Below are 25,672 nucleotides of genomic sequence, written 5' to 3' on the forward strand. Positions count from 1 at the left end.
GCCCCGGGCGCTGCATCTGTATAATGCAGCGACTTTTCAATCGCACACGCTGCTCCAGAGGTTCGTATGGCTGGTCACTCAAAATGGGCCAATATTCAGCACCGCAAGGGTCGTCAGGACGCCAAGCGCGGTAAGGTCTTCTCCAAGCTGATCAAGGAAATCACCGTCGCGGCCCGCATGGGCGGAGGTGACGTCAGCGCCAACCCGCGCCTGCGCCTCGCCATCGACAAGGCGAAGGGCGAGTCCATGCCCAAGGAGAACATGGACAACGCCATCAAGCGCGGCACTGGCCAGCTTGAAGGCGTGACCTATGAAGAGGCGCGCTATGAAGGCTATGGCATCGCCGGTGCAGCCGTCATCGTCGACTGCCTGACCGACAACAAGGTGCGCACCGTCGCCGACGTCCGCCATGCATTCTCGAAATATGGCGGCAACATGGGCACCGACGGCTGCGTGTCGTTCCAGTTCAAGCATTGTGGTCAGCTCATGTTCGCCCCGGGCACAGACGAAGACGCGCTGATGGAAGCGGCGCTCGAAGCCGGCGCCGAGGACGTGGTCACCAACGACGACGGCTCCATCGAGGTGATTACCGGTCCCTGGGAATTCACCGCAGTCAAGGAGGCGCTGGAGCAGGCCGGCTTCACCGCCGAATTCGGCGAAGTCACGATGAAGGCCCAGAACGAGACTGAACTCAGCGGCGATGATGCGGCCCGCATGCAAAAATTGCTCGACGCACTCGAGGCCCTGGACGACGTGCAGGAAGTCTACACCTCGGCCGTCATGGACGAATAACTGCTGCAACTGCAGCTTCACGGGGCGGCGCACTGCGCCGCCTTTTTTGTTTTGGCGACGCGAGACGACTCATGACCACGACCACGCTTGCCCAACGCACCATGCCCCTGCTCTTCGTACTGCTGTGGAGCACCGGTTTCATTGGCGCGAAGTTTGGCCTTCCCTACGCCGAGCCTCTGACCTTTCTCAGCACCCGCTATGCCATGGTGATCGTACTGATGGCAGTGATCGCCACGGCGATGCGCGCACCGTGGCCGGCGTCTCCGCGAGCGGTGCTGCATATCGGCATCACCGGCGTCCTGGTTCATGCACTCTACCTCGGGGGCGTCTTCATCTCCATCCACCGCGGACTTCCGGCCGGCGTCACGGCCCTGGTGGTCGGCATGCAGCCCTTGCTCACCGCTCTTGGTGCGGGCTTCCTGCTCGGAGAGCGGATCAATATCCGGCAGTGGGGCGGACTCGCGCTGGGCTTCTTCGGTGTCAGCCTTGTCGTCAGCAACAAGATTGCCGTCGATGGCATGTCGCCCGACGAACTCGGCTTTATGCTCGCCCCCGCCTTTGTCGCCCTGATCGGCATCACGGTCGGCACCCTGTACCAGAAGCGCTTCTGCCCTCGTTTCGACCTGCGCACCGGATCCGTCATTCAGTTCGTACCCACGCTGATCCTGACCGCATTGGCCGCCAGCCAGACCGAGAACATGGAGATCGTCTGGAGCGGTGAGTTCGTCTTCGCGTTGCTGTGGCTGGTGGTGGTGCTATCGCTGGGGGCCATCAGCCTGCTCAATCTGCTGATCCGAAGCGGGAGCGCAGTCAATGTCGCCAGCCTCTTCTATCTCACCCCGCCCACCACCGCCCTGATTGCCTGGGCCATGTTCGACGAGACGCTGAGCGGCATGGCGCTTGCCGGCATGATCGTTGCGGTCGCAGGCGTATGGCTGGCGCGCAAGGCCTGATACGATTCACCAGGCATTCATTCGCGGAGAACGTTCATGCAACTGTCGACCACGCCTACCCTCGAAGGCCGCACCATCCAGCGCTATCTCGGCGTCGTCGCCGGTGAGGCCATCATCGGCGCCAACATTTTCAAGGACCTGTTCGCATCGATTCGCAATATCGTCGGCGGACGGGCCGGCGCCTACGAGCGCTCGCTGGCCGATGCGCGTGAAATGGCCATGGAAGAAATGGCGGAACAGGCGGCAAAACTGGGCGCCAACGCCGTGGTCGGCATCGATATCGACTACGAGGTCCTGGGCCAGGACAATGGAATGCTCATGGTATGCGTGAGCGGCACCGCGGTGGTGGTTTGACCCAGCCCGGCCCGAGCGGCAGCGCATCGCGCACGGTCGTCACCCGCATCCTCGGTCTCGACCCCGGGCTGCGCATCACCGGCTTCGGCCTCATCGACGTGCTCGGCAGCCAGTTGCGCTATGTCGCCAGCGGCTGCATCAAGACCCGCGACGGCGAGCTGCCCGGCCGCCTCAAGACCTTGCTCGACGGCGTGCGCGAGGTCATCGCCACCTACTCGCCGGACACCGTCGCCGTGGAAAAGGTGTTCGTCAACGTCAATCCGCAATCCACACTGCTACTGGGTCAGGCACGCGGAGCTGTGATCTGTGGTGCCGTGTCGTGCGACCTTCCGGTGGCCGAATACACCGCGCTGCAGGTCAAGCAGTCGGTCGTCGGCCATGGCAAGGCGGCCAAGGAGCAGGTGCAGCACATGGTCCAGCGCCTGCTCGCGCTCGACGCCTCGCCCAGCCCGGACGCGGCCGATGCTCTCGCCTGCGCGATCTGCCACGCCCATGGCAGCCAAGGCCTGGGCGCCATCGCCGGCATCGGGACGCGGCGGCGCGGCGGGCGCATCCAGGCGCTCTGATCAACTTTTCTTTCGAAAGTCCTTGCGCATGCGCAGCCTATTGGCTATTATGCGCGCCTCTCGACGAAACACGGTTTCGACGACGCCAGCAAGACGGCACCGGGGGTATAGCTCAGTTGGTAGAGCAGCTGACTCTTAATCAGTAGGTCCTAGGTTCGAATCCTAGTGCCCCCACCAAGAACAACAAGCACTTAGGCCAATCCTCCGGGGTTGGCCTTTTTGCTTTTGCAGCACACGGTCCGCTGTTCGACCTCTCTGCGCGGACGGATCAGATCAACTGCGCCCGTTCAGCAGGCGCAGAAATATATCGGTCGTGCCCATCTGCCCCCCCTTGAGCATCAATTCGAGGCCATCCAGGCGGCACTCATCCGCGCACGCGCGCACCACCGACACCCCGGGCGACAACACGCCAGCATGGGCCAGCGCCCACGGGGCCAACGCACGCAGGGCCAAGCTGGAGGTATCGCCTCCGGCCACGCCGACGCGACGTACATGCGGCGCCCCCTCCAACACGAGTACCAGCATGCGCGCGCACAGCGCGGCGACCATTGCAGGAGCATGGCCGTCGACGCGGGCTGGCGTGGTCCGCGCCAATACCGACCGTCCCTCGCTCAATTGGCGAACACAGCGATCGATCACAAGGTCAAAGGCCGCGGGCTGACGGACGATGTTGTCGATGTCTATCGTCACGCCGACGTATGCAGATCCTCCGCCCTCAGACGAGAGCGCATGGACCACTTGCTGTGCGGTCTGCGGAGACTGACTTCCAGCCAGCACGAACACGGGGCCGGCAGCGGGACCGACGGGCCTTACTTGCGTTTCCAGCGGCAGTTCGCCCAAGGCCTTCCAATGCAGGACAAGGGCCTGGGCCACACTGCTCGCGCCCAGCGCCAACACGCGCTGCCGGGCGGCCTGACGGCACAGCAGGCGACCGATGCGCTGGAGGTGGGCCGTGCGCAACACATCGAACAGCACGGCATCGGGCTTGCCAGCGATGGCGAGCGTCACAATTTCATCCAGCGCCGGATCATCCAGCTCGTCAAGACCGCGCATATCCACAAGTGGCACCTGCCGCAGTCCCTGCTCTGCCAGATGCTGACGCAAATCGGATTCGCGCATGGGCGTCACCGGATGACGACTCATGGTCGGATGGCGGTCGATCCGAAACACGGGACCATCGCGCGATGCAGAGGCAAACAGGTGACCGAACGCGCAGTAGCGGCCCAGACTCGGCTGGCCACCGAGCACCGGCACAAAGGCATCCGGCAATTCGGACCGCAGCATCTCCAGCGCGACCCCGAGGCTGCCCACATGCGGCGCACTGTCGAAGGTCGAGCAACACTTGTAGTGCAGCAGGCGCGCGCCCAGCCCGGCGAAGAACAATCCCACCGGCGCCAACTCCTCACGCATCGCATCGTGGTCCATGGCCCGGGCCGCGCCGGCGATACCCAGCGCATCAAGTGGCCCGACAGCGGCCAGTTGCCGAGGTGTAGGCACTCCGAGAAAGAGGCGTGCGCTCAGACCGGCGTCCGCAACCGTCGCCAGCGTATCGGAGGCTCCGGTAAAGTCGTCGCCATACCAGGCGTATCGAATGACGGCCGACACGTGCTCAGTCCTTGCCACCGAAGAATTCAAGTGCAGCGGCCAGCTCAGGCGCAGTACGCCCGGCGTCGTTCAGTGACTGGCCGCGCCGAATGGCCTGCCAGGCTTCGCGAATGCTGATCACCCCGTCCCCGGGTCCGCCTGGATGCGCCAGGATGCCGCCGCCACACATGAACATCAGATCCGCATCGGGCACAGCAGCGATCGTCTGGGGAAGGGTGCCTGCCCATTGTCCCGACGAAAACGCCGGCATCACGATATCGGCGTCATCTTCGGGATCGCTCAGGGGTCGGAGGCAGTCGTGCGCCGACGACACGACCTCCTCGTCGGACTGGGAGAACTTGCCGGAGAGACCATGCACGTGCATGTGGTCGACCCCGGCCAGACGCCAAAGCAGTTGATAGGGCTGAAAGTCCATGCCGAGCGCTGGATGCCGCGAGAACATGCCAAAGCCGTTTCGATGTCCATGCACGGCCAGATCCGTGCGCCGCCGCAGCGCCTGCACCGACGACATCCCCACCCAGTTCATGCTGACCATGACGCAACTGCCGCCCTCCCGTGCCACCAGGTCGGCGTGACGCAGCATCTCGTCGTGCTCGTCGGTGATGTTGAACGCCACCATCACATGCTTGCCGCTGCGATCCTGCCAGCGGCGCACGACCTCCATGACCGCCCGGATGCGCTCGGGCGTCGGCGCATGCTCGGGATTGCCGCAGCACTCATCATCCTTGATGAAATCGATTCCGGCATGGCACAGGTCCTCGACCAGCGCTGCGGTTTCCGCAGCGGTCATGCCGACATTGGGCTTGATGATGGTACCCACCAGCGGCCCCTCGGCCACACCAGTGAGCGCCCTGGTTCCCGCGACCCCCTGCTTCGGCCGCTCGAATCGCGCCCTGAACCCGGCCGGAATCCGCACCTGTTGCAGGCGCACGCCCGTCGTCTCGCCCAGATCGTACAGGTTGCCGGCCAGCGTCGCCGCCAGTGTCGGCAGATTGTGACCGATATTGGCGACCGGAAACGCGACCTCAACCGTCGCGCGGCGCCAGGGCCCTGCCTGCCGCCGACGTTCGAGCAAGGCGTTAGGCAGACTCGGCGCAGCCAGGGACGGCAACGCATCGACGCGCAGCACAGTCGCCCGCGAACGCGCCTTCAGCGCTTCGGTCTCGCCCGCCACACGCACGAACGTGCCACTGCTCTGCTCACCGGCCAGCACCTCGGCCACGCGTGCGGGTTCCAGCGGCGTTTCGATCAGATAGGTCGCGGTGATCAGTTCGCTCATTTCACGTCCTTCAAAGCGTGGTCAGATCGGGAAACGGGCGCACCGGATCGCTGCCGTCCCAATTCACCGCTGCCTCGCGGATGAGCTTGAACAGGCGGCCCTTGGGTCCGGCCACCTCGGACAACTCGATGACCGTGCCAGGGTGTGACTCGGGCCGCCCGGTCTTGTCGTCGAAATAGACAAAGCGGCCGTTATCGCCGACCTCCCCGCTCATGCAGACGCGGAACCCCTCCGCTTCGGCACGCGCCAGATCGGCGTCGAACTGTTCGGTCCAGTAGGCGACGTGCTGAACGCCCGACAGGCCAGCGAGCTGAAAATCCCGGTACATCGACGGCACATCATTGCGGGTCTGCAGCAACTCGATCTGCAGTCCGCCGGCATTGGCCAACGCGACTGAGTTGTGCGGCTCATACCGCATTCCGCGATACATGTAGTTTCTGATGGGAACGCGGGGGTTGTAATACCAGGGCCCTACGCCCAGCACCTGCGACCAGTACGCCATCGCCTCCTCGATATCCGGAACAAGGTAGGCAACCTGGCGAATCTCTCCGAAAAAACGGCTCATGGCGTGTCTCTCATTTCATGACTAGGTTGGGGAGCCAGGTCGACAGCGCTGGCACGAAGGTGATGATCCCGAGAGCGATGAAGAGCGGCCACAGGAAAGGCAACGCGCCGGCGATGACGCGCGACAGCGGCATGCGCCCGACCTGCGCGACCATGTACAGGCTCATGCCGATCGGCGGGGTGAGCAGGCCGATCATCAGGTTGAGCACCATGACGACAGCCAGGTGCACCGGATCGACGCCCGCTGCCACCAGCGCGGGGGTGAAGATCGGCGCCAGGATCAAGATCGCCGCAATCGACTCCATGAACATGCCCACGATCAGCAGCACGAGGTTCACCACCAGCAGCAACACCCAGGGGTTGCTCGATTGCGCGAGCAGGAACTCGCTGGCACGGGACGGCAACTGGTCGATGGTCAGCACCCAGGCGAACAGGGCCGCAGCGCCGACGATGAACAGGACGCTGGCCGTCGAATGCACGGTTTCGCGCGCGGCCTCCACAAGGCCGTTCCAGGTCAGCTCGCGGTATACGAACTGGCCCAGAAACAAGGCGTAGATCACGGTGACCGCGGCCACCTCGGTCGGCCCGAAGAAGCCGCTGGCCAGGCCGCCAATCAGGATCACCGGGGCAAACAACGCCGGCAGCGCCTTGATGAAGGCCTTGAACAGTGGCGGCGCATCCTCGGTGATGGTGTCGCGCGGCAGATTCTGGCGCCGTGCCATGACGGCGATCTGCACCATCAACACCGCCGCAATCACCAGTGCCGGCAGCGCACCGGCCAGCAGCACCTTGACCGCACTCACCTCGGCCGCGGCGGCGAAGATGATCAAGGGGATGCTCGGCGGAAAGATGGGCCCGATCGTCGCCGCCGCCATGATAATGCCCGCGGCGAATTCATCCTTGTAGCCCTGCTCCCTCATCATGCGGATCTGCGTACCGCCCAGCGCGCCGATGTCGGCCAGCGCCGCCCCCGAGATACCGGAGAACAGCAGATTGGCAAGCACGGTCACATGGCCGAGGCCGCCGCGGATTCCCCCCACCAGCAGGCGGATCAGCACGAACAGGTGCCTGGTGATTCCCGAGGCGCCGAACAGCGCCGCGGCCAGAATGAACATCGGGACGGCCAGCAGGGGCAAGGAATCGAGCGCATTGATGGTGCGCTGGGCCACTACCGTCAGTGGCATGTCGAACGCCCAGATCACGATCGCCGACGACACACCGAGGGCCATCGCAATCGGCACCCCCATCAACATCGTCAGCAGGAACAGGATCATCACGATCAGACTCATCATGACGGCTGTCTCCCGTAGATCAGAGCGGACAGGCGCGACAGCGCAACCAGCGTCAGCAGCGTCATTCCCACCGCGGCCGGCAGGTAGTAGAGCCAGTTCGGAATACCGAGCGCCGCCGTCGAAAAGTGCGCGGCACGCTTGAGAAAATGCCAGCCACCCCAAAGGAAAAACAGACAATAGGCAAGCACGACAAGCTCATTGACGAGCTTCAGGACGAAAGCCGAACGCCGCCCCAGGACATTCGGCAACCACTCGACCTGGATGTGTCCACCCTTGAGCAGGAGCAGCGGCACCGTCAGGTAAACCACACCGAGACCGCAGTAGCGTGCCAGCTCCTCCGCCCATGGCAGCCCGGCGTTGAAGAGGTTTCGCCCCAGCACCTGGACGACGATGAAGGCCGTCATGACACCGACCAGCAGCATCGCCACCGTTTCGAAGAGGACACAGGTACGCGGCAGCCAGCCTCGCGGCGGCGGCAAGTCAGAACGCATCGGAAAGCTCCTTGAGCAGGGTAAGCGGTGCCTCGACGGCAACCGCTCCGTAGGTCGTTCCGACTTACTGGATCGCGGCAATGTCCTTGTACAGATCGCCGTACTTGGCATCGAAGCGTTCATGCACCAGCTTCTGCACCGAGGTCTTGAAGGCATCGAGCTTGAGCCCCTCGCCCGTGCCGATCACGGTCATCTTGAGTGCCTTCAGCTTGGCAAGCTCGTCATCCTCTGACTTACGCACCATCTCCGTCGCGCGCAAGCGCACCTCTTCCGCCGCCTTGGTGACGGCCGCCTTCTGTTGGGCCGACAGGCCCTGCCAGACCTTCTCGTTGATCACGATCAGTTGCGCGTTCATCACGTGACCAGTCAGCATCATGTGCGACTGCGCCTCGTAGAGTTTCGAGGACAGCACGACATTGACCGGATTCTCCTGACCGCTGACCACCCCGGTCGCGAGCGCCGTCGGCACTTCCGACCAATCGACCGGCACTGGCACAGCGCCCAGCCCCTCGACAGCTGAGGTGTAGATCGGGAAAGGAATGGCGCGGATCTTCACCCCGGCGAGATCGGACGGCTGGTACACGGCCTTGTTCGCAGTCAACTGGCGGGTGCCGAAGTAGTAACCGTAGAGCACGCGTACACCCGCTGCTTTCACCAGCCCTTCGTTGAGCTTTTTCATCACCGGCGAATTGACGTCGACGACTTTCATCAGATGATCGACATCGCGGTAAAGATAGGGCGTGTCCAGCGCGGCGAACGGCTCGTAGAGCGAGCCGATGCCGGCCGCCGTGTTGTGCGACAGGGCGATCGTTCCGGTCGATACCGCCTCGGCCAGTTCCTGCAGCTTGCCCAACTGTGACGACGGGTAGACCTTGGTCTTGATCTCGCCACCGCTGTGCTTCTCTATCGCTTCGGCCAGCCAGTTGGCCTGGATGCCTGCCGCACTCGTCGGCGGGTTCATATGCCCGTAGCGGAACTCGACGCCCTGGTCCGAACGGGCACCAGTGGCGGCACCCAGCGCAAGGGACAGCCCAAGGGCAAGCGTCAGACGGCGGGTAAGGGAATGCGGTCGTGCGGACATATCGTCTCCTTTGTAGTCCCCCGGAATGGCTGACGCAGAGACGCCAGCCGCAATTCACGACATCGCACAGACACGCGAAATGCCGCAGATCGTGATGCAATCTGAGGGTTTTCATTGCATCCGTGATCGATGCTAGGCTTCGATACATACATCCGCAATCAATGGGCTTGATGTTTTTTGATGGAAAAACCCGAATCAAGAAGCCGGATTCCCGATATCGCCAGGCTCGCCGGCGTCTCCACCGCCACCGTCGACAGGGTGCTCAATGGTCGCGGCCATGTGCGCGGTGCGACGGCACAGCGCGTGCTCAAGGCGGCTGCCGAACTGCAGTACCTGCCCGAGGAGGACCTGTGGAAATCCATGCGTCCTCCGCCGATGGAGATCGTCTTTCTGATTCCCGCGGGCACCAACCGCTACCTGCACATGCTGGCCGATACCATCGGCTATGCAACCGACGCACTCCTTCCGTTCAACGTGCATTGCCGCGTCAACACCATCGACAGTTTCGATCCGGACGGCGTCGCCGCGGCCCTGCGCCACCACGGTCAACGCGTCCAGGGACTGGCCTTCATGGCCTTGGAGCACCCAAAGGTGCGCGACGCAGTAGACGCGCTCGTGGAGCGCGGCGTACATGTGATCACCTTGATTTCGGACGTATCGAATTCGCGCCGCGCAGCCTACGTTGGCATGGACAACCGCGCCGCCGGGCGTACGGCCGGCATGTTGATGGGGCGCTTCATCGGGCCGCGCAGCGGCCCCGTGGCGATGATCGCAGCATCGCGCCACTACCGTGGCCACGAGGATCGGGAACTGGGCTTTCTCCATCTGATCCAGGAACAGTTCCCCGCACTGCAGCTGGTCGGGGTCAGGGAGGGGCGCGACGACGCCGACACCAACCACCGGCTCGCCCTGTCGCTGCTACGCCAGTACCCGAACCTCGTCGGTCTCTACAACATCGGCGGCGGCGCCGAAGGCGTGGGTCGAGCACTCAAGGCGTGCAGAACGGAGCAGCCCGTCGTGGTCATCGCCCACGGGCTGACGCCCGACACGCGTGCGCTGCTGATCGACGGCACGCTGGACGCCGTCATCAACCAGCACCCGCAGACCATGATCCTCAATTGCGCGCGCATCTTCAGCAACCTGCGTGACGGGCGCAATGCGACCTCCGGCGTCGAGCCGATGCGGATCAGTATCGTCCTGCGCGAAAACCTGCCATGACCACCACCGCCTTTCCCGCGCGCTGGCGCCGAAACACGCGCCATGGCTTGACCTCGATCAGTTGTCCCACCCCTTCCCCGGGCGTATGCTGAAAACGTCGATGCGAAAAGAACAGGAGACCACCATGCGCGCAGTCGTAGCATGCCTTCTGAGCACTGCGGTGCTGACTGCCTGCGGCGGCCCGAGCGTATACGAAGACGAAACCTTCGATTCCGCGTCGCCGTATCAGGCCCGATTCGCGGCCAACGCGAGCACCACCTGCGAAGCCGCCCGGCGAACCCTGCTCAGTCAGGGCTACACCATCGTCTCGGCACTGCCCGACGCCATTCGCGCCACGAAGAATTTCCAGCCTGACGAAGACGTTCATTTCCAGATCGAATTCAACGTGAACTGCGCGGAGGCAGGCAGCGAGACCATCGCCTATGCCAATGCCGTGCAAACCCAGTACGAGCTCAAGCAATCGTCGAGTTCTGCCGGCTTCAGCGTATCGGGCGTCGGGTCGCTGTCGCTGCCGTGGAGTTCCAGAAACGACTCGCTGGTGAAGGTCGGCGGCGAAACCGTCAGCGATCCGCAGTTCTACGAGCGTTTCTTCAAACGCATGGGCGACCACGCGCCACGCGTCAAGCGCAAGGACAGGTAGTCACGCACATTGCATCCCCACCGGGCGCTGTTTCCGCAGCGGGAATCGCCCCGCCTGCACCCGTGCCTTGCGCGAGAAATGGCATTGCCATTGAGGTGCGCGCATGTTTCGAACCTTGCAAATGCGATGTTTCCAGCTATGAATGAAGTACAAGATATACAGGATGAGTGCGCCGTTGCAGTATGGCGACGCGCTCCCATGGCCGACAGAGCAGTTTGCCGCATGTAATCGAGATTGCCGACGCGGGCCTTTCCCGACCGGGAAAAGGCGCATCGCCGGACGTCCGGATGCGCGCGTCCCGAGCGACTGACGGCCCGCCCAATCGGAGAACGAATCATGAGGCGTGCGCTGTTCCTTGCCACTCTGCTCGTTGCGATTCTCGGCATCGCGTTTCCGCACACGGCAACCACCCAGCCCGCCACATCCCCGCCTGCCGCACAGACTGCGGACACGCCGACCGCGCCGCCCGCCATGCCGCGCATCGCGCACGCCCAGAACACCCCCTATTACGAAGCCTGCGCGCGCGAAGGCCTGAACGAGTCCGAATGCGCCGGGCGCATGATCTGGTTCAAGGCCACCGCGGGCAACGAGCGCTTCCACACCTACGTGTTCCAGCAACGCGTCGGCGTACTCATCGATTGGTTCCGCGTTTTGCGCGCCGACCAGCGCGGCGACCGCTTCCGCGCCTGGGGCATCATCAACGACCCCGCCTGCTGCACCCCCGGATCGGCCAATTGTCCGGCGAAGTCGCTCGACGAGACCTACGGGCTCGACTGGTGCCCGGGCGACGAAGAACTGCTCGGCTATGTCGGGCGCCAGGGCTACCCCGACCCAGCCTGCGATTTTGTCGATGCGCCGATCAAGCCCGACGACACCCACGGCCCCAAGGATCAGCGCCAGTCGGCCTGCGATCTGCGCTTCGGCACCTCGACCGGCGCACTGGGCATCCGCAAGTTCCCCAACCCACGTTTCGACAAGGCCGCCTGGCTGCGCCTGAACGGCAGCGCCGGCAGCTGGGAAGGCTATAACCGCCCGATTGCGGCGGCCGGCGGTCATCGCGATGCGGCCCGTTCCCACCTGCAGGACGGTGCGATCGAGCCGCCATTTCTCATCGGCACCGCCTGTGGCTCATGCCATATCGCCTTCGACCCGCTCAATCCGCCCGCCGACCCGGCCAACCCCAAATGGGAGAACATCAAGGGGCTGATCGGCAACCAATACACGCGGATCTCCGAGATCATGGTATCGGGCATGGCGAGCAATACGCTGGAATGGCAGATGTTCGCCCACGCCCGCCCGGGCGCGACCGACACCTCCGCGATTCCGACCGACCAGGTCAACAACCCCGGCACCATCAACGCGCTGATCAACATTGCCAAGCGCCCCACATTTGCCGGCGAGTCCGTTCTCAAGTGGCGCAAGGTCAACACCTGCGGCGAAGACAGGAACGAGGCGAGCTGCTGGTGCGAACCGGGCCGCGACGGCAAGTGCTGGAAGAAGTCCCTGCAGCCGGAGACGGTGCACCACATCCTGAAGGGCGGCGAGGACTCGATCGGCGCCATCGAGGCGATCCAGCGCGTGTATTTCAACATCGGCTCGTGCTCCGAACAATGCTGGATGAACCACCTCTCCGACCTGCGCCAGATCGACCCGCAGCAACGCGGCTTCGGCCAGACCCCGTTCAATATTGCGCAATGCCGGCGCGACTGCCCCAATTTCCGCGCCATCGAAGACCGCCTCACCAACGTCCTCGACTTCTTCCTGTCGGCCGAGGCCCATGTCACCGACCTGCGCGACGCACGCGAGAACGTTCTGCGCGCTTCGTCCCCGGCGGCGCGCTATACCGAGCAGGATCTGATCTCCGACCTCGAAACACAGTTCGGCAAGGGCGCAGTGGCGCAGGGCCGCGAAGTCTTCGCAAAGACCTGCGCACGCTGCCACTCCAGCCAGGACGGCGGCGCCGACGGCCAGTTCGTCAATGTCGATTTCCACAAGCTCGATCTCGCCACCGGCCTGCGCCAGGACTGGATGGGCAATGACCAGCCGACCCCGGTTTCCGAAGTTGGCACCTTCCGTTGCCGCGCCCTGCATTCGAACCACATGACGGGACGCATCTGGCAGGAATTCGGCTCCGAAACCCTGCGCGCGCAACCGCCCGACCCCAACGTCAAGGAGCCCGGCGATGGTGGCCGCGGCCACTATCGCAACATCTCGCTGCTCAACCTGTGGGCGCACGCGCCCTTCATGCACAACAATGCGATGGGACCGGAGCTGTGCGGCAAGCCACAGAACGCCAACAATGACTTCTACGCCAAGCGCCCGCGTTACGTCGACGCCAACAACAAACTGCTGCCTCCGGAACAACAACCGGCCTGCTTCGAGTACGACCCCAGCGTGGACGGCCGCTTCCGCCTCTATGTCGAATCGATGCGCGAACTGCTGAACCCGGCGCAGCGCCTCCCCAAGGTCACCCTGCTCAGCGAGGACATCACGCTGCGTATCGGGCCACGCCTGTGGGACGGTACCGAGAAGGAAAAGCTGCTCGGTTTCGAGCTCACCATCCCCAGCGAAATCGACGGTCGCGGCGTCACCGCAGGCACCATCGGCAACTTCCAGCACAAGCAGTTCATCGTCGATCTGGTGAAGGCGAAGACCGCACCCAAGGATCTGCAGGCCGATCTAGACAAGCGCTTCGGCGCGGATGCCGGCGGCAAGGTTTTCGCCGACCTCAAGGCCATCACCGGCGAGATCGTCGGCAAGCCCAACGCACTCGTCGAGGCCCTGAAGGCACGTCCCTACCTGATCAAGCAGGCCTACAGCAGCTGCACGGCCGAGATCGAAAATGACGGACACCGCTTTGGCGAGGACTTGTCGGAGGCGGACAAGAACGCGCTGATCGCCTTCCTGGCCACGCTATGACTCAAGGGGGAACGCCATGCAAACCGCCACCCGGATCACGCGTGCACTCTGCACCGTCAGCGCGCTGCTCGTAACCGCCTGCGGTTTCTTCGACAGCGCCGACAAGGCTGCGCCCGACATTCCGTTTGCGCCTTACAGTGCGGACTATGCCGGCAAACCCGATTTCGCCCAGCTGGAGTACGAGCACCCCATCGCCACCGCAGATCTGTACAAGATCACGCCGAAGAACCTGTCGTTCCTGGACCAGGAACAGGTGGACCAGATCTACGCCCGCCTCGCCGCCGGACCGATTCCCGACGGTGCCTTCGATGGCGATCTGTTCTTCCCCCGTGGCGGCAGCGGCAAGCTGCGGCTGTCCGAGATTGCCGGCGGCGGGCTCAAGGGCCTGGTGGTCAATATCGCCGGCGCCAAACTCGACCTGGTCGGCGAAACGCTGTGGAAGGGCAAGGTTTTCTATCGCGACGAACGCGTACTGCGCAACCGCATCGAAGACCTCTCGCTCCTGAAGAAGGTCGGCCTGGTGGAAGAGAGCGCGGACAACCCACTGACGAAAACGACGGTCAATGGCAAGGACCAGTGGCTGCTGTTCCCGGCCAAGCTCTACTGCGGACAAAGCCTGCTCGACGGTCGCCGCGAGTCGATCATCATCGACTACGCCTTCACTGACGAGCTGCCGGGCTACCACCGCATGCCGGACATGCTCGCCGGACGCGACGGTTTCGCCATTCGCGACGAAATCCGCATGGTTTACCCCGGCTTCTACCTGGGCCGCGCGTACATGGATCGCACCTTCGTGGTCAATTTCGTCCTCTACAACAAGGAGATTGCCGAACGCGCCCGCGACGAGTTCCTGAAAACCGGCCAGGTGCAGCAGGACTGCTGGACCGGCACGCAACAGCGCATGGTGGTTGCGGCACGGACGGATCGGGGCTGAGCCGTCCGACCTTGCCGGCAGACCGGATCGCACGCGCGAAGACGCCACGATCCGGCCCGCTGGTGCCAGAGCAGAACATCCCGCGGCGCGCGCAATGGGAGACGGAGCATGCTTCGATGGGCATCGCAACATGCGTGGCGGTCACTCGCTCTGTGCGGTGCGCTGCTCACTGCGCCCTCCGTCGCGGCCACCGACGCACTCGCATCCCGTGCCCCCGAAGACACTCTGCCCCCGGTGGGGCAATCGCTGTTCGACCGCCTGATGGCAGATGAGGCACCGGGCGCGCCGGACGTTCCGTTTCCGTTCGCCGCGCTGCTGCAACGGCTTGCTACCCGACTCGACAGCGAGGAAGCCTCGGGAGGCCTGTCGGTGGTGCTGATCCCGCTCGGACGTTCGCTGCAAAGGCATGCCGCGGGAGACGTCGACGCCTTTCGCTACCCCCGCGTCGTGGTCGCGGCCACGGGCGAACCGCCGCCACATGCTGCACCCGGGCACGCCTACCTCAGGGATCGCCTCTATATCGCCTACCACGAGAAGGCGGCAGCGCTCGAGGTGATCAGCTACAACGAAGACGCGGCACGCTTCGAGTTCCAGCTGGTGCGCGACTACCGCGAAGGCGGACGTCCCCGGACCGGCTACGCCAACCGCACGCTATGCCTCGCCTGCCATCACGATGGCGCACCGATCTTCTCCCGCCAGTCGTGGGACGAAACCAGCGCCAATCCGGTCATCGCCGCCCGTCTCGCTGCAACCGGGAGGTCCTTCTACGGCGTGCGTTGGCGCCACGGTGTAGACGTGCCCGACGCCATCGACGCGGCCACGAAACGCGCCGGCCTGCTGCCCATCGCGCAGCAGATCTGGCGCGACGGCTGCGAGACGGACAGCCGCGCCGCCACCATCGCCTGCCGCGCCGAGGCACTCAGGCAGGCGCTGCATTACCGCCTCACCGGCGACACTGCCTTCAGCGCCGCCACCGAGCACACGCTGCTTGCGCCCTTGCGGGCGAACTGGCGCAGGCGCTGGCCCGACGGACTGCCGATTCCCGATCCGCAACTGCCCAATCGGCAACCCTTCGCCGGGCTGCTCGCTGGCGAGAAGACACCGGACGATGCGGCCCTTCGCCTGTACGCCGACATCAGTGCGGCCTTCGATCCGCTGGCCCTGCGCGCACCGCTCGAGATCTGGCATGGCGACGACGCGAGCGACGTTCGCAGATTCATCCAGGCACTGTCGATGTCCTTCTCCGCCACCGACATCGCGCTCATCGACCGACGTCTCGCAAGCATGCGCGCAGCCCCCCGCACGCGCCTGACCATGGAATGCAGCACACGCGAACACCCCGACGGCCGACGCATCGACTACGACTGCAGTCATCCCGATGGCAGCCGCCTGCTGGCGCGCGTCGACCTTCGCGGCGAGCGCCCCACGGGCGGGACCATCGACCGTCTGCAACTGCACGGCACGCACAATGTCGGCGCGATCGCGCTGGCCGACGCCCGCCCCACCGCCGCGGACACACACGCCGCCGCCTTTGCGCTGGCGCGCGATGGCCGCAGCGTACGCACGCGCCAGGGCTCGGTCATCCGGCAGGTCGTCCTTCGGCCCGCGACGAGCACGGCGCCCGCCCAGGCAAGCCTGGACCTGGTCGCCGACCTCGCGCCGCTGAATACCGCCATCGACCGACTGTCCGCCGCGACGCTCGCCGGCACCATCGACGCACTGGCCGATCTGCCCCTGCGCCGAACGGCGGTGCTCGGCCCCCTGTTCCATCAACTTGGCATCGCCGCCACCGCGCCCCCAACAACCCCCGTCTGCCCCCACCGCGTCCAGCAGACGCCGCCGACGCGCGCGCCACGCTATGGCCCCCGGACCTGCAGGCCTTCGCCCGCCAGTGCAGCCAGTGCCACGGCGCCGCAAGCGCGTTTCCGCCCGGTTTTCTGCACGGTGACGACGAACAGGTCCGGCATCATCTGGCGGTCTGCGCGCAACGCATGTACTACCGCCTGCAGATGAACCTCACCCCGCTTGCGGAACGCAGCAAAACGCCGATGCCACCGCCGGCCGCCGCACATTCGCCCGCCTTCACCCGGTCGCCAGAACTGCCCGCCATGCTCGCCGCCGTCGAGGCGCTGCTCGCCGCCGAGGGCCAGTCCGCAGCCGCGGTGCTGAACCGTCCCTACGCCACGCTGCGCCCCTGTGTGGCCCAGGATTGAACCCGATCAAGGAGAGCGCCCGTGACCGCAACGCCAACATCCGCAAGCTCGACGCAACGCTCGCCCCTGCGCTGGATCGGACGCCTGATTGTGTGGCTGCCATGGTTGCTGATCATGATCGGAGCGATCTACGCCGCCGCGCGCTTTCTGCCCGACGAGCCCGTGACCTACGCCGACCCGGTCGAGCACTTCAAGTACGGTTCGACCGGGGGCGAGCGTGAATCCGGTTTTCCGTACTGGATCTGGCAAGCCTTGCCGCAGGTGTGCCCCGAACACCTGCCGGGCAAGGGCTACGCCTCCCTCGGCATGAGCTTCGAGCCCGGCCACGACCTCCCGATCGGCGTGTCGAAGCGGCGCCACCTCGGCATCGATCGCGTCTTCCTCAACTGCGCGGTGTGTCACACCAGCACCGTACGCGAGTCGCCCGACGCGCCCCCTCGCGTCATCGTCGGCATGCCGGCACACCGTTTCGACATTCGCGCCTTCGAAACCTTCTTCTTCAACTGTGCCGCGGGCCCGACGTTTTCAAGCAGCTTCATCGTGCCCGAGATCGATCGGCTGACGGGCGGCATCAGCCTCATCGACCGCTACCTCGTCTATCCGGTGGCGATCGCCCTGATGCGCGAGCGCCTGCTGATGCTGCGCGGCCGCTTCGAATTCGTATTCGACCAGCCCGAATGGGGGCCGGGTCGCGTCGACACCTTCAACTCGGCCAAGGTGCTGTTCAATTTTCCGATGAAGCAACTGCCGCCGCACGAACTCCTCGGCGCATCCGATTTTCCTTCGATCTGGAACCAGCGCAAGCGCACCATCCGCGATGACGGCCAACGCATGGAACTGCACTGGGACGGCAACAACACCCACACCGAAGAGCGCAACAAGAGCGCCGCCTTCGGCACCGGCACCACGCCGCCGACCATCGACCTCGACGCCATCGGCCGCGTCGAGAACTGGCTGCTCGATCTGCGTCCGCCCCCCTGGCCATGGCCCGTCGATACCGCACTGGCCGAACGCGGTGCGCCGATCTACGCCGAATATTGCGCCAGCTGCCACGGCGCCAGCGGCGAGGACTTCCGCGGCGCCGCGGTCGGCCATGTCACGCCGATCGCCCAGATCGGCACCGACCGCGCCCGGCTCGACTCCTACAGCCGCGACCTCGCCGTCAATCAGGCCACGCTCTACGCCGGCTATCCGCACCGCTTCCGCTTTTTCCGCAAGACCTGGGGCTACGCCAACATGCCGCTGGACGGCATCTGGCTGCGCGCGCCCTATCTGCACAACGGTTCGGTACCGACGCTGCGCGACCTGCTCGAACCCGCCGCCGCCCGCCCGCTCCGCTTCTACCGCGGTAGCGAGTTCTACGACCGCCAGCGCGTCGGCTTCGCCTCCGGCCTGCCCGCATCCGGCGCTGCCGCCCCCTCGGGCTTTCTCTTCGACACCACCTTGCCCGGCAACGGCAACGGCGGACACGAAGGCGCAGCCTACGGTACGGCGCTGTCGGCGACCGACAAGGATGCGCTGGTCGAATACCTGAAAACCTTCTGACGAGGAGCACCGCCATGCCCTGCGCCGCACGCACCACCCACCGCCGCACCAACCGGGGCCGCAGCCTGGTGACCGTGCTCGTCGTCCTCCTTCTGCTGGCCGCGGGCGGCGGCGCCTTCGCCTGGTACAAGTTCTTCCGCGAAGAGCCCCAGCCCGAATGGATCACCAGCGACCCGGACATGCGTTTCAAGTACGGTTCGATCGGCGCCGAGCGCGACGCCGGCATCCCCTACTGGATTTTTTACGTACTGCCGCGCATCTTTCCCGACAAGCTCCCCGGCCCCGGCGGCTATGCCGCCTTCGGCGTGGTATGGGAAGAAGGTCAGGAACTGCCGGTCGGCTTCTCCAAAAAAGTCGTGGGCTTTCCGCGCGTGGCCAACAACTGCGCCGCCTGCCACACCGCGAGCTATCGCGCGAGCACGGATTCGCCGCCGGTGTTCGTGCCCACCGGCCCCAATCACACGCTCAACCTGTGGGCCTTCTTCCGCTTTCTGGTCGACTGTGCCAAGGACCCGCGCTTCAACGCCGACGACCTGATGGCCGAGATCCGCCTGGTCACCGACCTGTCCTTCCTCGACCGCATGATCTATCGCTTCCTCATCATCCCGATCACGAAGAAGACACTGCTGGAACGCGAAACCCAGTTCGCCTGGCTGTACCGCGACGACTTTCCACCCTGGGGGCGCGGGCGTGACGACGCGATGAACCTGACCAAGTACTTCATGATCCGCTGGCCGATGGACGACAGCTTCGGCCCCACCGACATGCCTTCTTTGTGGAACCTGGGCAAGTACAAGCCGGAAAATGGCATGCGCATGAACTTCGCGGGCGACAGCCACGACCCCTACTCGGTGATCATCGACTCCGCCCTCGGCCTGCTCGGCGCCCCGCCCAAGCACAACGACGAATTCCTCGCCGAAGTGCGCTGGCTTCAAGCCTATGTATCGGCCAAGCGCGCCCCGGCCTATCCGTTCGCCATCGACGACACGAAGGCAGCGCGAGGCAAGGGCGTGTTCGACGCCACCTGCGCCAGCTGCCACGCATCGCCCCGCACCGGCACCGTCGTGCCACTGGCCGAGGTCGGCACCGACGTCAATCGCATCGAGACCTGGAACGAGAAGGCCGCACGTGAAGCCAACACCGTGGTGCGCGACATGGGCATCGACCGCCCCGGCCTCGTCGAGGCCCCCCTCACCGGCTACGTCGCGGCCTTCCTCGACGGCATCTGGCTGCGCGCGCCCTACCTGCACAATGGCTCGGTACCCACCCTGCGCGACCTGCTCGAACCGGCCGCCCGCCGTCCGCAGGTATTCTGGCGCGGCTTTGACCTCTACGATCCGGAGCGGGTGGGATTCGTCACCCAGGGCGCAGAGGCCGAACGCATCGGCACCCGCCACGAGGTGGCCGCCAAAGGCGGCGGCAATGGCGGCCACGAATTCGGCACCGAGCTGTTCGACGAAGACAAGGACGCCCTCGTCGAGTACCTGAAGACGCTTTGACTAACGACGCCAGGCACCTCAGCTATCCTGCACTCCATCGCGTCGCAGGCTGATCGCAAACCTGTGTCAGGTCGTTGCTCCGCTCCGGATGCAATCTACTGGGGGACTGTGCCTCACACGCCCGGGCGGCAGGCGGCAATCAGTTCCGGCGGACGCACCCGCGCTTCCACCGGATCGCCGTCCCAGCGCTTATCCAGGAACTTGGCGCAGCAGCCGGGCAGGTCGGGCATGATGGCCCAGTGCGACCAGCGGTGGGCAAACATGCAGGCATCCCAGCCCCGGTCGCTCTGGATCGACGGGTCGGCACCATGGGCGAGAAGAAACCGGGCCCCTTCGGTATTGCCTTTCCAGATGGCCGTCAGCAGCGGCGTTCTGGCGTGAGAGGTGCCAAGCGCGTTGACATCAGCGCCTGCGGAGACCAGATAGCGCAGGATTTCCAGTTGCTTGGCGCTCCCATAATATGCCGAGATTCGCAAAGGTGTGCTTTGATACGTGTCGTCAATGATGGTGTTAACGTCCATCCCCACCACTTCGATGAAATAACGAACAATGTCTAGATGCTGTCTCGCGATGGCGTGATTCAGCGCAGAGGGAAGGTTGCGCATCGTATCGACTTCGCATTCCTCTCGCTCTTCGCAGCGCTTATCCACCACGCAGCGCGAGCAGTAATTCCACACACGTTGAACCTCGTCGAGGTCCGGCAGCGCTGCGACGATGCTGTAGTGCGTGCAGCCCTGTAGCGTCCAGAGCATTGCCGCCAGAACCAACAGTCTCCAGACTCTCACCATGTCTGCATTCTCTCGTCGATCATCTTCCAGAGACCACACCGAGTCACGTCCATGTAAGAGGCATCGTCACTGCCCGGGCGTTGCGCCGGGCGCGGCAGGGCGGCAGGCGGCGATCAGTTCCGGCGGACGCACCCGCGCTTCAACCGGATCGCCATCCCAGCGCTTATCCAGGAACTTGGCGCAGCAGCCGGGCAGGTCGGGCATGATGGCCCAGTGCGACCAGCGGTGGGCAAACATGCAGGCATCCCAGCCCCGGTCGCTCTGGATCGACGGGTCGGCACCATGGGCGAGAAGAAACCGGGCCCCTTCGGTATTGCCTTTCCAGATGGCCGTCAGCAGCGGCGTTCTGGCGTGAGAGGTGCCAAGCGCGTTGACATCAGCGCCTGCGGAGACCAGATAGCGCAGGATTTCGAAGACTTTGTCGCTCCTATAGTATGCAGCGGTGTGCAATACAGTGTCGTGGTAGGTGTCATCAATAATGGTGTTGACGTCCATCCCCGCCACTTCAATGAGATAACGGACGACATCAAGGCGCTGTCGAGAGATCGCTTTAATTATTGCCCGCGGAGGTTTCGTCATCGTCTTGAGCTCGCATTCTTCCTTATTTGGACAGCTGTGCTCGCTAACGCAGCGCACGCAGTAACCCCATACCCGCTGTACCTCCTCCAGGTCCGGGCTTGCCGCGGTCAGGCTATAGTGCGTGCAGCCTTGCAGAATCCAGATCATCGACGCCAAAACCATCAGTACTCGGTATCTCACCATGTCCGCATTCTCTCGTCGATCATTTTCCAGAAAGCCTCCTCCTGCGCTGCGTCGAAAGCCGGCTGCCCCAGATTCATGTCCTTGAGCACCAAGCGATAGAAAGAGCCGACGCCCTTGCACAGGGGTTTGTAAATGACATGAAGACCCAGGAGATCTTGATCACATGCGGCTTTCATATTGGTCTCAAGGGCGTCGTCACAGGCATTCTTGTCGGAGCCGAACGTACCGTAGCATTCGTCATGCTTGCTGCAAGCGCGGAAGAAATCCGCTTTTCCAAAACTGTCCGGGACATACTGGTCCGTGGCTGCGTCTCCACATCCTGCCCCCCACTCAAACCCATCCGGTCTCTTCGCCGGCCTTTGGTAGGGTTCGATGTCGTACGGATAGAACGCATCGGAGAGCCCGAGTGGATCGAGGCGGGCAAGGGGGTTGGCGGTGTACGTGTAGAGGTTGAGGCCGCCGATTGCCCCGATCGGATCCTGGGTCACATACCGCCCCTGCTCGGGATCGTAATACCGGTAGCGGTTGTAGTAAAAGCCGGACTCCTCGTCCTCCCACTGTCCCTGGAAGCGAATCGGCTGGCGGATGTCGCCTTGCGGGTCCGTGACGGCCCGCCAGTCATCCGGGCGCGCCTGCCATTCGGTGCGGCCGTGCGCATCGGTAAGGCGCAGCGGGGTGCCCAGGTGATCGGTAAAGAACACGCTCACCCGTGCCGGCGCGGGCCCGGGGCGCAACGCATCTGGCATTGACAGGCCATGGTGGGCGAGAAGTTGGGCGGCGTGGGCGAGCAGCGCACGGGTCTCACGCGCATCTTCGTCATCGTCGCCTTCCGCATCCTGCGCATGGTGCGCTTGTTCGATGCGCAGCAAGGGCACGAAGCTCGCCGGTTCGTACACGATGGTGGTGGTCGCGGTGTCGGTGGCCTCGCACACCAGGCGCTCGCCGTCCCAGCCGTAGCGGGTGAGGCGGGCAACGCCATCCGGCCCCTCGACCGTCTTGGCGATACGCCGTGAGCGCGCATCGTAGGCGTAGCGGGCGATGGTTCGGTTACCGTCGGGCTGGACGCGCTCGAGGCGGACCGGGCGATGCGCGCCATCGTAACCCAGGGTGAGCCGGGTACCGTCGGGGTAGCTGCGCTCGACGAGGTTGCCCACCGCGTCGAATCGGCTGCTGATGCCTGCGAGCCGGGCGATGCGGTTGTCCTGCCAACGCGGGTCGGCGGGCGTATCCAGCCCCAGTTCGGCCAGCGGATTGAACTCGGGGTCGCTCAGGCGCTCGCGCACGACCACGGCCCACTCGGCCTCGGAGAGGCGGCAACGCTGCTGCACGGGGTCAGTGCGGTTGCCTGCGGGATCGAAGCGGTAGTGCCGTTCGGCCGCACTGTTGCGGCTTGCGACCAGCCGCCCGGCGCCATCGTACGCGTAGGCGATGTTGTGCTCGGGATGGGCCGGATCCGTGATCGCAACGAGTTGAGCAAGGGCGTCGTAGTGATAGGCGCGCACCCGGGGCGCGGCCTCGGCCCCGCCAACGATGGGAATCAGGCGGCTGCTCGCCAGCTGTCCGGTGCGCGTGTAGCCGCGCGCCTCGACCAGGGTAGCCCCGACCCCCTCGGACGGACGCACGATGCGTTCAATCTCGCGATGCAGAGGGTCACGCTCGAAATCCACCGCCAGTCCGGGCACGCGAACGCCATGCAGGTGACCTGGGCCGTAGCTGAGCCACTCGAGGGTGGGGGCATCACCCAGCGTGCTCGCTTCGAACTGGCCGAGCGCCCCAAAGCGGTGGGCTGCGGTATAGGACCAGCCGTCGGCGTGAGACTGGGTCTCGCGAACGGGGCGACCACCCGCATCGAAGCCGAAGGCCACCTCCGCCCCTGGACTGGCAAAGCCGGCGAGCGATCCATCGGGACGCCAGCGGAAGGTCTCGGTGCAAGCCGGAGCATGCTCGGTGGCCGGCAGATGGCGGGCGGTGAGGCGACCGGCCGCATCGCGGACGTAGCGGATCGTCGGCGCGCCGGGCAAGCTGAGCTCGGTGCGAGCGATGAGCTGCCCGGCCTCGTCGTAGGCGTAGCGCTGGGTGCGGGCATCGAAGCCGCGCTCTTCGACCAGGCGGTCCATCGCGTCGTAGACGAAGCGACTCACCGCACCATTCTCGTTCGTCAGTTCGGTGAGCCGCCCGGCCTCGTCGTAACGGTAACACTGGGTGTGCCCAAGCGCGTTGGTGTGAGCGGTGAGGCGACCGAATCGGTCCCAGTCGAATGTGTCGGCCCTGCCGTCGGCCTGCGTGATACGGACGAGCCGCCCAAGCACGTCGTACGCAAAGGCAGTATGGATGTCGTCGGCGCGGCGCGTCTCGATCACACGCCCAGGACGGTCGTAGCGGTAGTGGATGGTCTCGCCCAGTGCGTTGCGCTCGGCAGTGAGACGGCCTTCGGCATCGAAAGACCTGCGCGTCGTGTGACCCGAGCAGTCGGTATGGGCGATGAGTTGGCCCAGCGCGTTCCATTCGAGGCGGCGCACACCGCCGCGCGCATCGGTGATGGTGGTGGGGCGGTCGGGCAGGCGCGGGTCGGCGTAAGCATAACGGGTGGTGGCCCCGTCGGGACCGGTGATGGCAATCGGGTTAGCGCGTGAATCGCGCTCGATCGTCCAGGTGAGCCCTGCAGGATTGCGGATCTCGAGCGCCTCGCCGGTGTCGCCGTCGAGCCGATACTGCCAGGTGCTTCCATCGGCCTCCTGGCGGGCAATGAGGCGGCCCTGTCCGTCGCGCCGCAACCAACTGGTGCGCCCGAGCGGGTCAGTCGTCCCCACGCGCCGGCCGAATCCGTCGTAATGGAAGCGCACCTGACTGCCGTCGGCGCAGGTGTGCGCAACCCAGCGCGTGTCAGCACCTTCGCCTTCGAAATGGTAGGTGTCCGCGCGCCCCAGACTGTCGCTGACCACGGTGCGCCCGGCATGGTAGGCGAAGCTGCGGGTGAGCCCGTCGCCCTCGCTCTGACGCAGCACCCGCCCACGCGGGCCGGGTTCGTCCCAAAGGTAGCGTACCTCGACACCACCGGGTTGACGGTGGGCGCTGATCACCGAACCCTGCCACTCGAACTCGCGCGCACACTGGCCGTCGCGGTCACGTACGGCGACGAGCCGGGCGGCGCTGTCGTAGTCGTAGCGTACCAGCCAGTCGATGCCGGGATCATGGAGATCGACATCGTCTGTGTATGGACCATCGTGCCCGGCGAGCACAACCCCCCGTAGCCGACGGGCCTCGCCCATCATCACGTAAACGAACACGTAGCGGCGCCCGGCGCTGTCGCGTACCGCGACGGGCCAGCCCTGCCCGCACCAGTCGAAATCGGTGCGGTAGCCATTGATGTCGAGAACGGCCGCCAGATGCCAGGCGGCCCCTTCGCGCGCGAAATACAGCATATTGGTACCGCGGCTGACGAAAATCGCATCACGCGCGTGCTGCAAGGCCTCGGGGATATGGCGCCAGCGCCCTTCCCACTGGGAAAACGCATCGACCTGCGGAATCAGCGGCCCCCCTCGCCGAATCCACAAGCCCTCGGTGGGCGAGAAACGGGCTTCGCCCGGTGCAAGCGGGCCGAATGTCAGGCGCCGCCCCTGACCGTCGATGAGCACGGTGCGCTGGTCGGTAACCTCGAGCCCGAGCGCCTCGCCAGGAACCGACCAGCCCGGGCCGAGCACGCCTACACGTTCGTCATTGGAAGCATAGCTGCGGGTAAAGGCAAACACGGCCGGTGCTGGCAGTGCAAAGTCGGTCTCGGCCGGCAGCAGCTTGGCGCCGACGATGGGATTGACCGGCTGTCCCACCAGCGGCTCGCAGGTGGGACAGCGGTCGGCCGCGCCTTCAGCAGCATCGCCGATGAGAACGGTGGCCGAACCGGTAACAATCTTGCCCTTTGCGACTGCGTCGCCGATGCGCGCGGCGGGTTTGCCACTCATTGCGGCACCATTCCGACGGCTTGATCCTTAACGGGATCGAGGGCGTCTGGCGCAGCACCGCCAAGGCCTGCAGTGAATTGCCGCAGGACATCGCCAAGCGGGTTGCGACCGGACAGGAAACGGATCATGGCGACACATCCAATGACTTTGGAATTTTCGGATGATATTGAAATCGGCTTTCCCTGTCGACGAGCCATTGAAAATGCATAGACAGCAGA

21 protein-coding genes and 1 tRNA gene are annotated in these 25,672 nt (G+C 64.9%); 13 read left to right on the forward strand and 9 right to left on the reverse strand.

Annotated features, from left to right (window positions below; all coding sequences use genetic code 11):
- Positions 1-66 precede the first annotated feature (66 nt).
- The 5 genes from J5J83_RS10370 (at position 67) to J5J83_RS10390 (ending at position 2,842) form a co-directional block, all read left to right on the forward strand.
- Complete coding sequence (locus J5J83_RS10370; protein WP_212348818.1) at positions 67-792, forward strand: YebC/PmpR family DNA-binding transcriptional regulator; 726 nt, start codon at positions 67-69, stop codon at positions 790-792.
- Positions 793-863: 71 nt separating this feature from the next.
- Entirely contained in the window at positions 864-1,745 is an 882-nt protein-coding gene (locus J5J83_RS10375) for a DMT family transporter (RefSeq protein WP_212348820.1), read from the forward strand.
- Between the two features lie 36 nt (positions 1,746-1,781).
- A complete protein-coding gene (locus tag J5J83_RS10380; RefSeq protein ID WP_212348822.1) occupies positions 1,782-2,099 on the forward strand; it encodes a heavy metal-binding domain-containing protein in 318 nt (105 codons plus the stop codon).
- The gene (gene ruvC, locus J5J83_RS10385; RefSeq protein ID WP_212348824.1) at positions 2,069-2,665 is read left to right on the forward strand and encodes a crossover junction endodeoxyribonuclease RuvC; all 597 of its coding nucleotides are present in this window, start codon (positions 2,069-2,071) and stop codon (positions 2,663-2,665) included. The genes J5J83_RS10380 and ruvC overlap by 31 nt, the downstream gene beginning before the upstream one ends.
- 101 nt (positions 2,666-2,766) lie before the next feature.
- A tRNA-Lys gene (locus J5J83_RS10390) sits at positions 2,767-2,842 on the forward strand.
- Between the two features lie 96 nt (positions 2,843-2,938).
- On the opposite strand, the gene J5J83_RS10395 is transcribed toward J5J83_RS10390, so the two are convergent.
- The 6 genes from J5J83_RS10395 to J5J83_RS10420 form a co-directional block, all read right to left on the reverse strand.
- Positions 2,939-4,270 carry a four-carbon acid sugar kinase family protein gene (locus J5J83_RS10395; RefSeq protein WP_212348826.1) on the reverse strand — a complete coding sequence of 444 codons (1,332 nt, stop codon included), beginning with the start codon at positions 4,268-4,270 and terminating at the stop codon, positions 2,939-2,941.
- A gap of 4 nt (positions 4,271-4,274) precedes the next feature.
- A complete protein-coding gene (locus J5J83_RS10400; protein ID WP_212348828.1) occupies positions 4,275-5,549 on the reverse strand; it encodes a ribulose-bisphosphate carboxylase large subunit family protein in 1,275 nt (424 codons plus the stop codon).
- 10 nt (positions 5,550-5,559) lie between these two features.
- On the reverse strand, positions 5,560-6,114 hold the full coding sequence (locus J5J83_RS10405) for a VOC family protein (RefSeq protein ID WP_212348830.1): 555 nt from the start codon (positions 6,112-6,114) through the stop codon (positions 5,560-5,562).
- A 10-nt stretch (positions 6,115-6,124) separates the two neighbouring features.
- Positions 6,125-7,405 carry a TRAP transporter large permease gene (locus tag J5J83_RS10410; protein WP_212348832.1) on the reverse strand — a complete coding sequence of 427 codons (1,281 nt, stop codon included), beginning with the start codon at positions 7,403-7,405 and terminating at the stop codon, positions 6,125-6,127.
- Positions 7,402-7,896 carry a TRAP transporter small permease gene (locus tag J5J83_RS10415; protein WP_212348834.1) on the reverse strand — a complete coding sequence of 165 codons (495 nt, stop codon included), beginning with the start codon at positions 7,894-7,896 and terminating at the stop codon, positions 7,402-7,404. Before J5J83_RS10415 ends, J5J83_RS10410 begins: the two co-directional genes overlap by 4 nt.
- A 64-nt stretch (positions 7,897-7,960) precedes the next feature.
- On the reverse strand, positions 7,961-8,977 hold the full coding sequence (locus J5J83_RS10420; RefSeq protein WP_212348836.1) for a TRAP transporter substrate-binding protein: 1,017 nt from the start codon (positions 8,975-8,977) through the stop codon (positions 7,961-7,963).
- A gap of 180 nt (positions 8,978-9,157) precedes the next feature.
- Here J5J83_RS10420 and J5J83_RS10425 point away from each other — a divergent pair, with 180 nt between their 5' ends.
- The 8 genes from J5J83_RS10425 (at position 9,158) to J5J83_RS10455 (ending at position 19,945) form a co-directional block, all read left to right on the forward strand.
- Entirely contained in the window at positions 9,158-10,195 is a 1,038-nt protein-coding gene (locus J5J83_RS10425; protein ID WP_212348838.1) for a LacI family DNA-binding transcriptional regulator, read from the forward strand.
- A gap of 124 nt (positions 10,196-10,319) precedes the next feature.
- Positions 10,320-10,835: a DUF2242 domain-containing protein gene (locus tag J5J83_RS10430; protein WP_212348840.1), complete on the forward strand. Its 516-nt coding sequence runs from the start codon at positions 10,320-10,322 to the stop codon at positions 10,833-10,835.
- Between the two features lie 336 nt (positions 10,836-11,171).
- Positions 11,172-13,754, forward strand: coding sequence for a cytochrome c (locus J5J83_RS10435; protein WP_249115677.1), 2,583 nt, complete (start codon positions 11,172-11,174; stop codon positions 13,752-13,754).
- Between the two features lie 16 nt (positions 13,755-13,770).
- Positions 13,771-14,688 carry a hypothetical protein gene (locus tag J5J83_RS10440; RefSeq protein ID WP_212348842.1) on the forward strand — a complete coding sequence of 306 codons (918 nt, stop codon included), beginning with the start codon at positions 13,771-13,773 and terminating at the stop codon, positions 14,686-14,688.
- 108 nt (positions 14,689-14,796) lie between these two features.
- Complete coding sequence (locus J5J83_RS10445; RefSeq protein WP_249115678.1) at positions 14,797-16,701, forward strand: hypothetical protein; 1,905 nt, start codon at positions 14,797-14,799, stop codon at positions 16,699-16,701.
- A complete protein-coding gene (locus J5J83_RS22945; RefSeq protein ID WP_249115679.1) occupies positions 16,680-16,901 on the forward strand; it encodes a hypothetical protein in 222 nt (73 codons plus the stop codon). The genes J5J83_RS10445 and J5J83_RS22945 overlap by 22 nt, the downstream gene beginning before the upstream one ends.
- Before the next feature lie 21 nt (positions 16,902-16,922).
- Positions 16,923-18,446: a cytochrome c gene (locus J5J83_RS10450; protein ID WP_212348844.1), complete on the forward strand. Its 1,524-nt coding sequence runs from the start codon at positions 16,923-16,925 to the stop codon at positions 18,444-18,446.
- A gap of 14 nt (positions 18,447-18,460) precedes the next feature.
- Positions 18,461-19,945 carry a cytochrome c gene (locus J5J83_RS10455; protein ID WP_212348846.1) on the forward strand — a complete coding sequence of 495 codons (1,485 nt, stop codon included), beginning with the start codon at positions 18,461-18,463 and terminating at the stop codon, positions 19,943-19,945.
- Between the two features lie 113 nt (positions 19,946-20,058).
- On the opposite strand, the gene J5J83_RS10460 is transcribed toward J5J83_RS10455, so the two are convergent.
- The 3 genes from J5J83_RS10460 to J5J83_RS10470 form a co-directional block, all read right to left on the reverse strand.
- Positions 20,059-20,712, reverse strand: coding sequence for an ankyrin repeat domain-containing protein (locus tag J5J83_RS10460; RefSeq protein ID WP_212348848.1), 654 nt, complete (start codon positions 20,710-20,712; stop codon positions 20,059-20,061).
- 87 nt (positions 20,713-20,799) lie between these two features.
- Positions 20,800-21,459 (reverse strand): ankyrin repeat domain-containing protein, encoded by a 660-nt coding sequence (locus J5J83_RS10465; protein WP_212348850.1) that lies wholly within the window; start codon positions 21,457-21,459, stop codon positions 20,800-20,802.
- A gap of 29 nt (positions 21,460-21,488) precedes the next feature.
- Positions 21,489-25,454, reverse strand: coding sequence for an RHS repeat-associated core domain-containing protein (locus tag J5J83_RS10470; RefSeq protein ID WP_212348852.1), 3,966 nt, complete (start codon positions 25,452-25,454; stop codon positions 21,489-21,491).
- Between the last annotated feature and the right edge of the window lie 218 nt (positions 25,455-25,672).

This window comes from Azoarcus sp. L1K30 (assembly GCF_018122735.1).
In the GTDB taxonomy this organism is placed as follows: Bacteria; Pseudomonadota; Gammaproteobacteria; order Burkholderiales; family Rhodocyclaceae; genus Parazoarcus.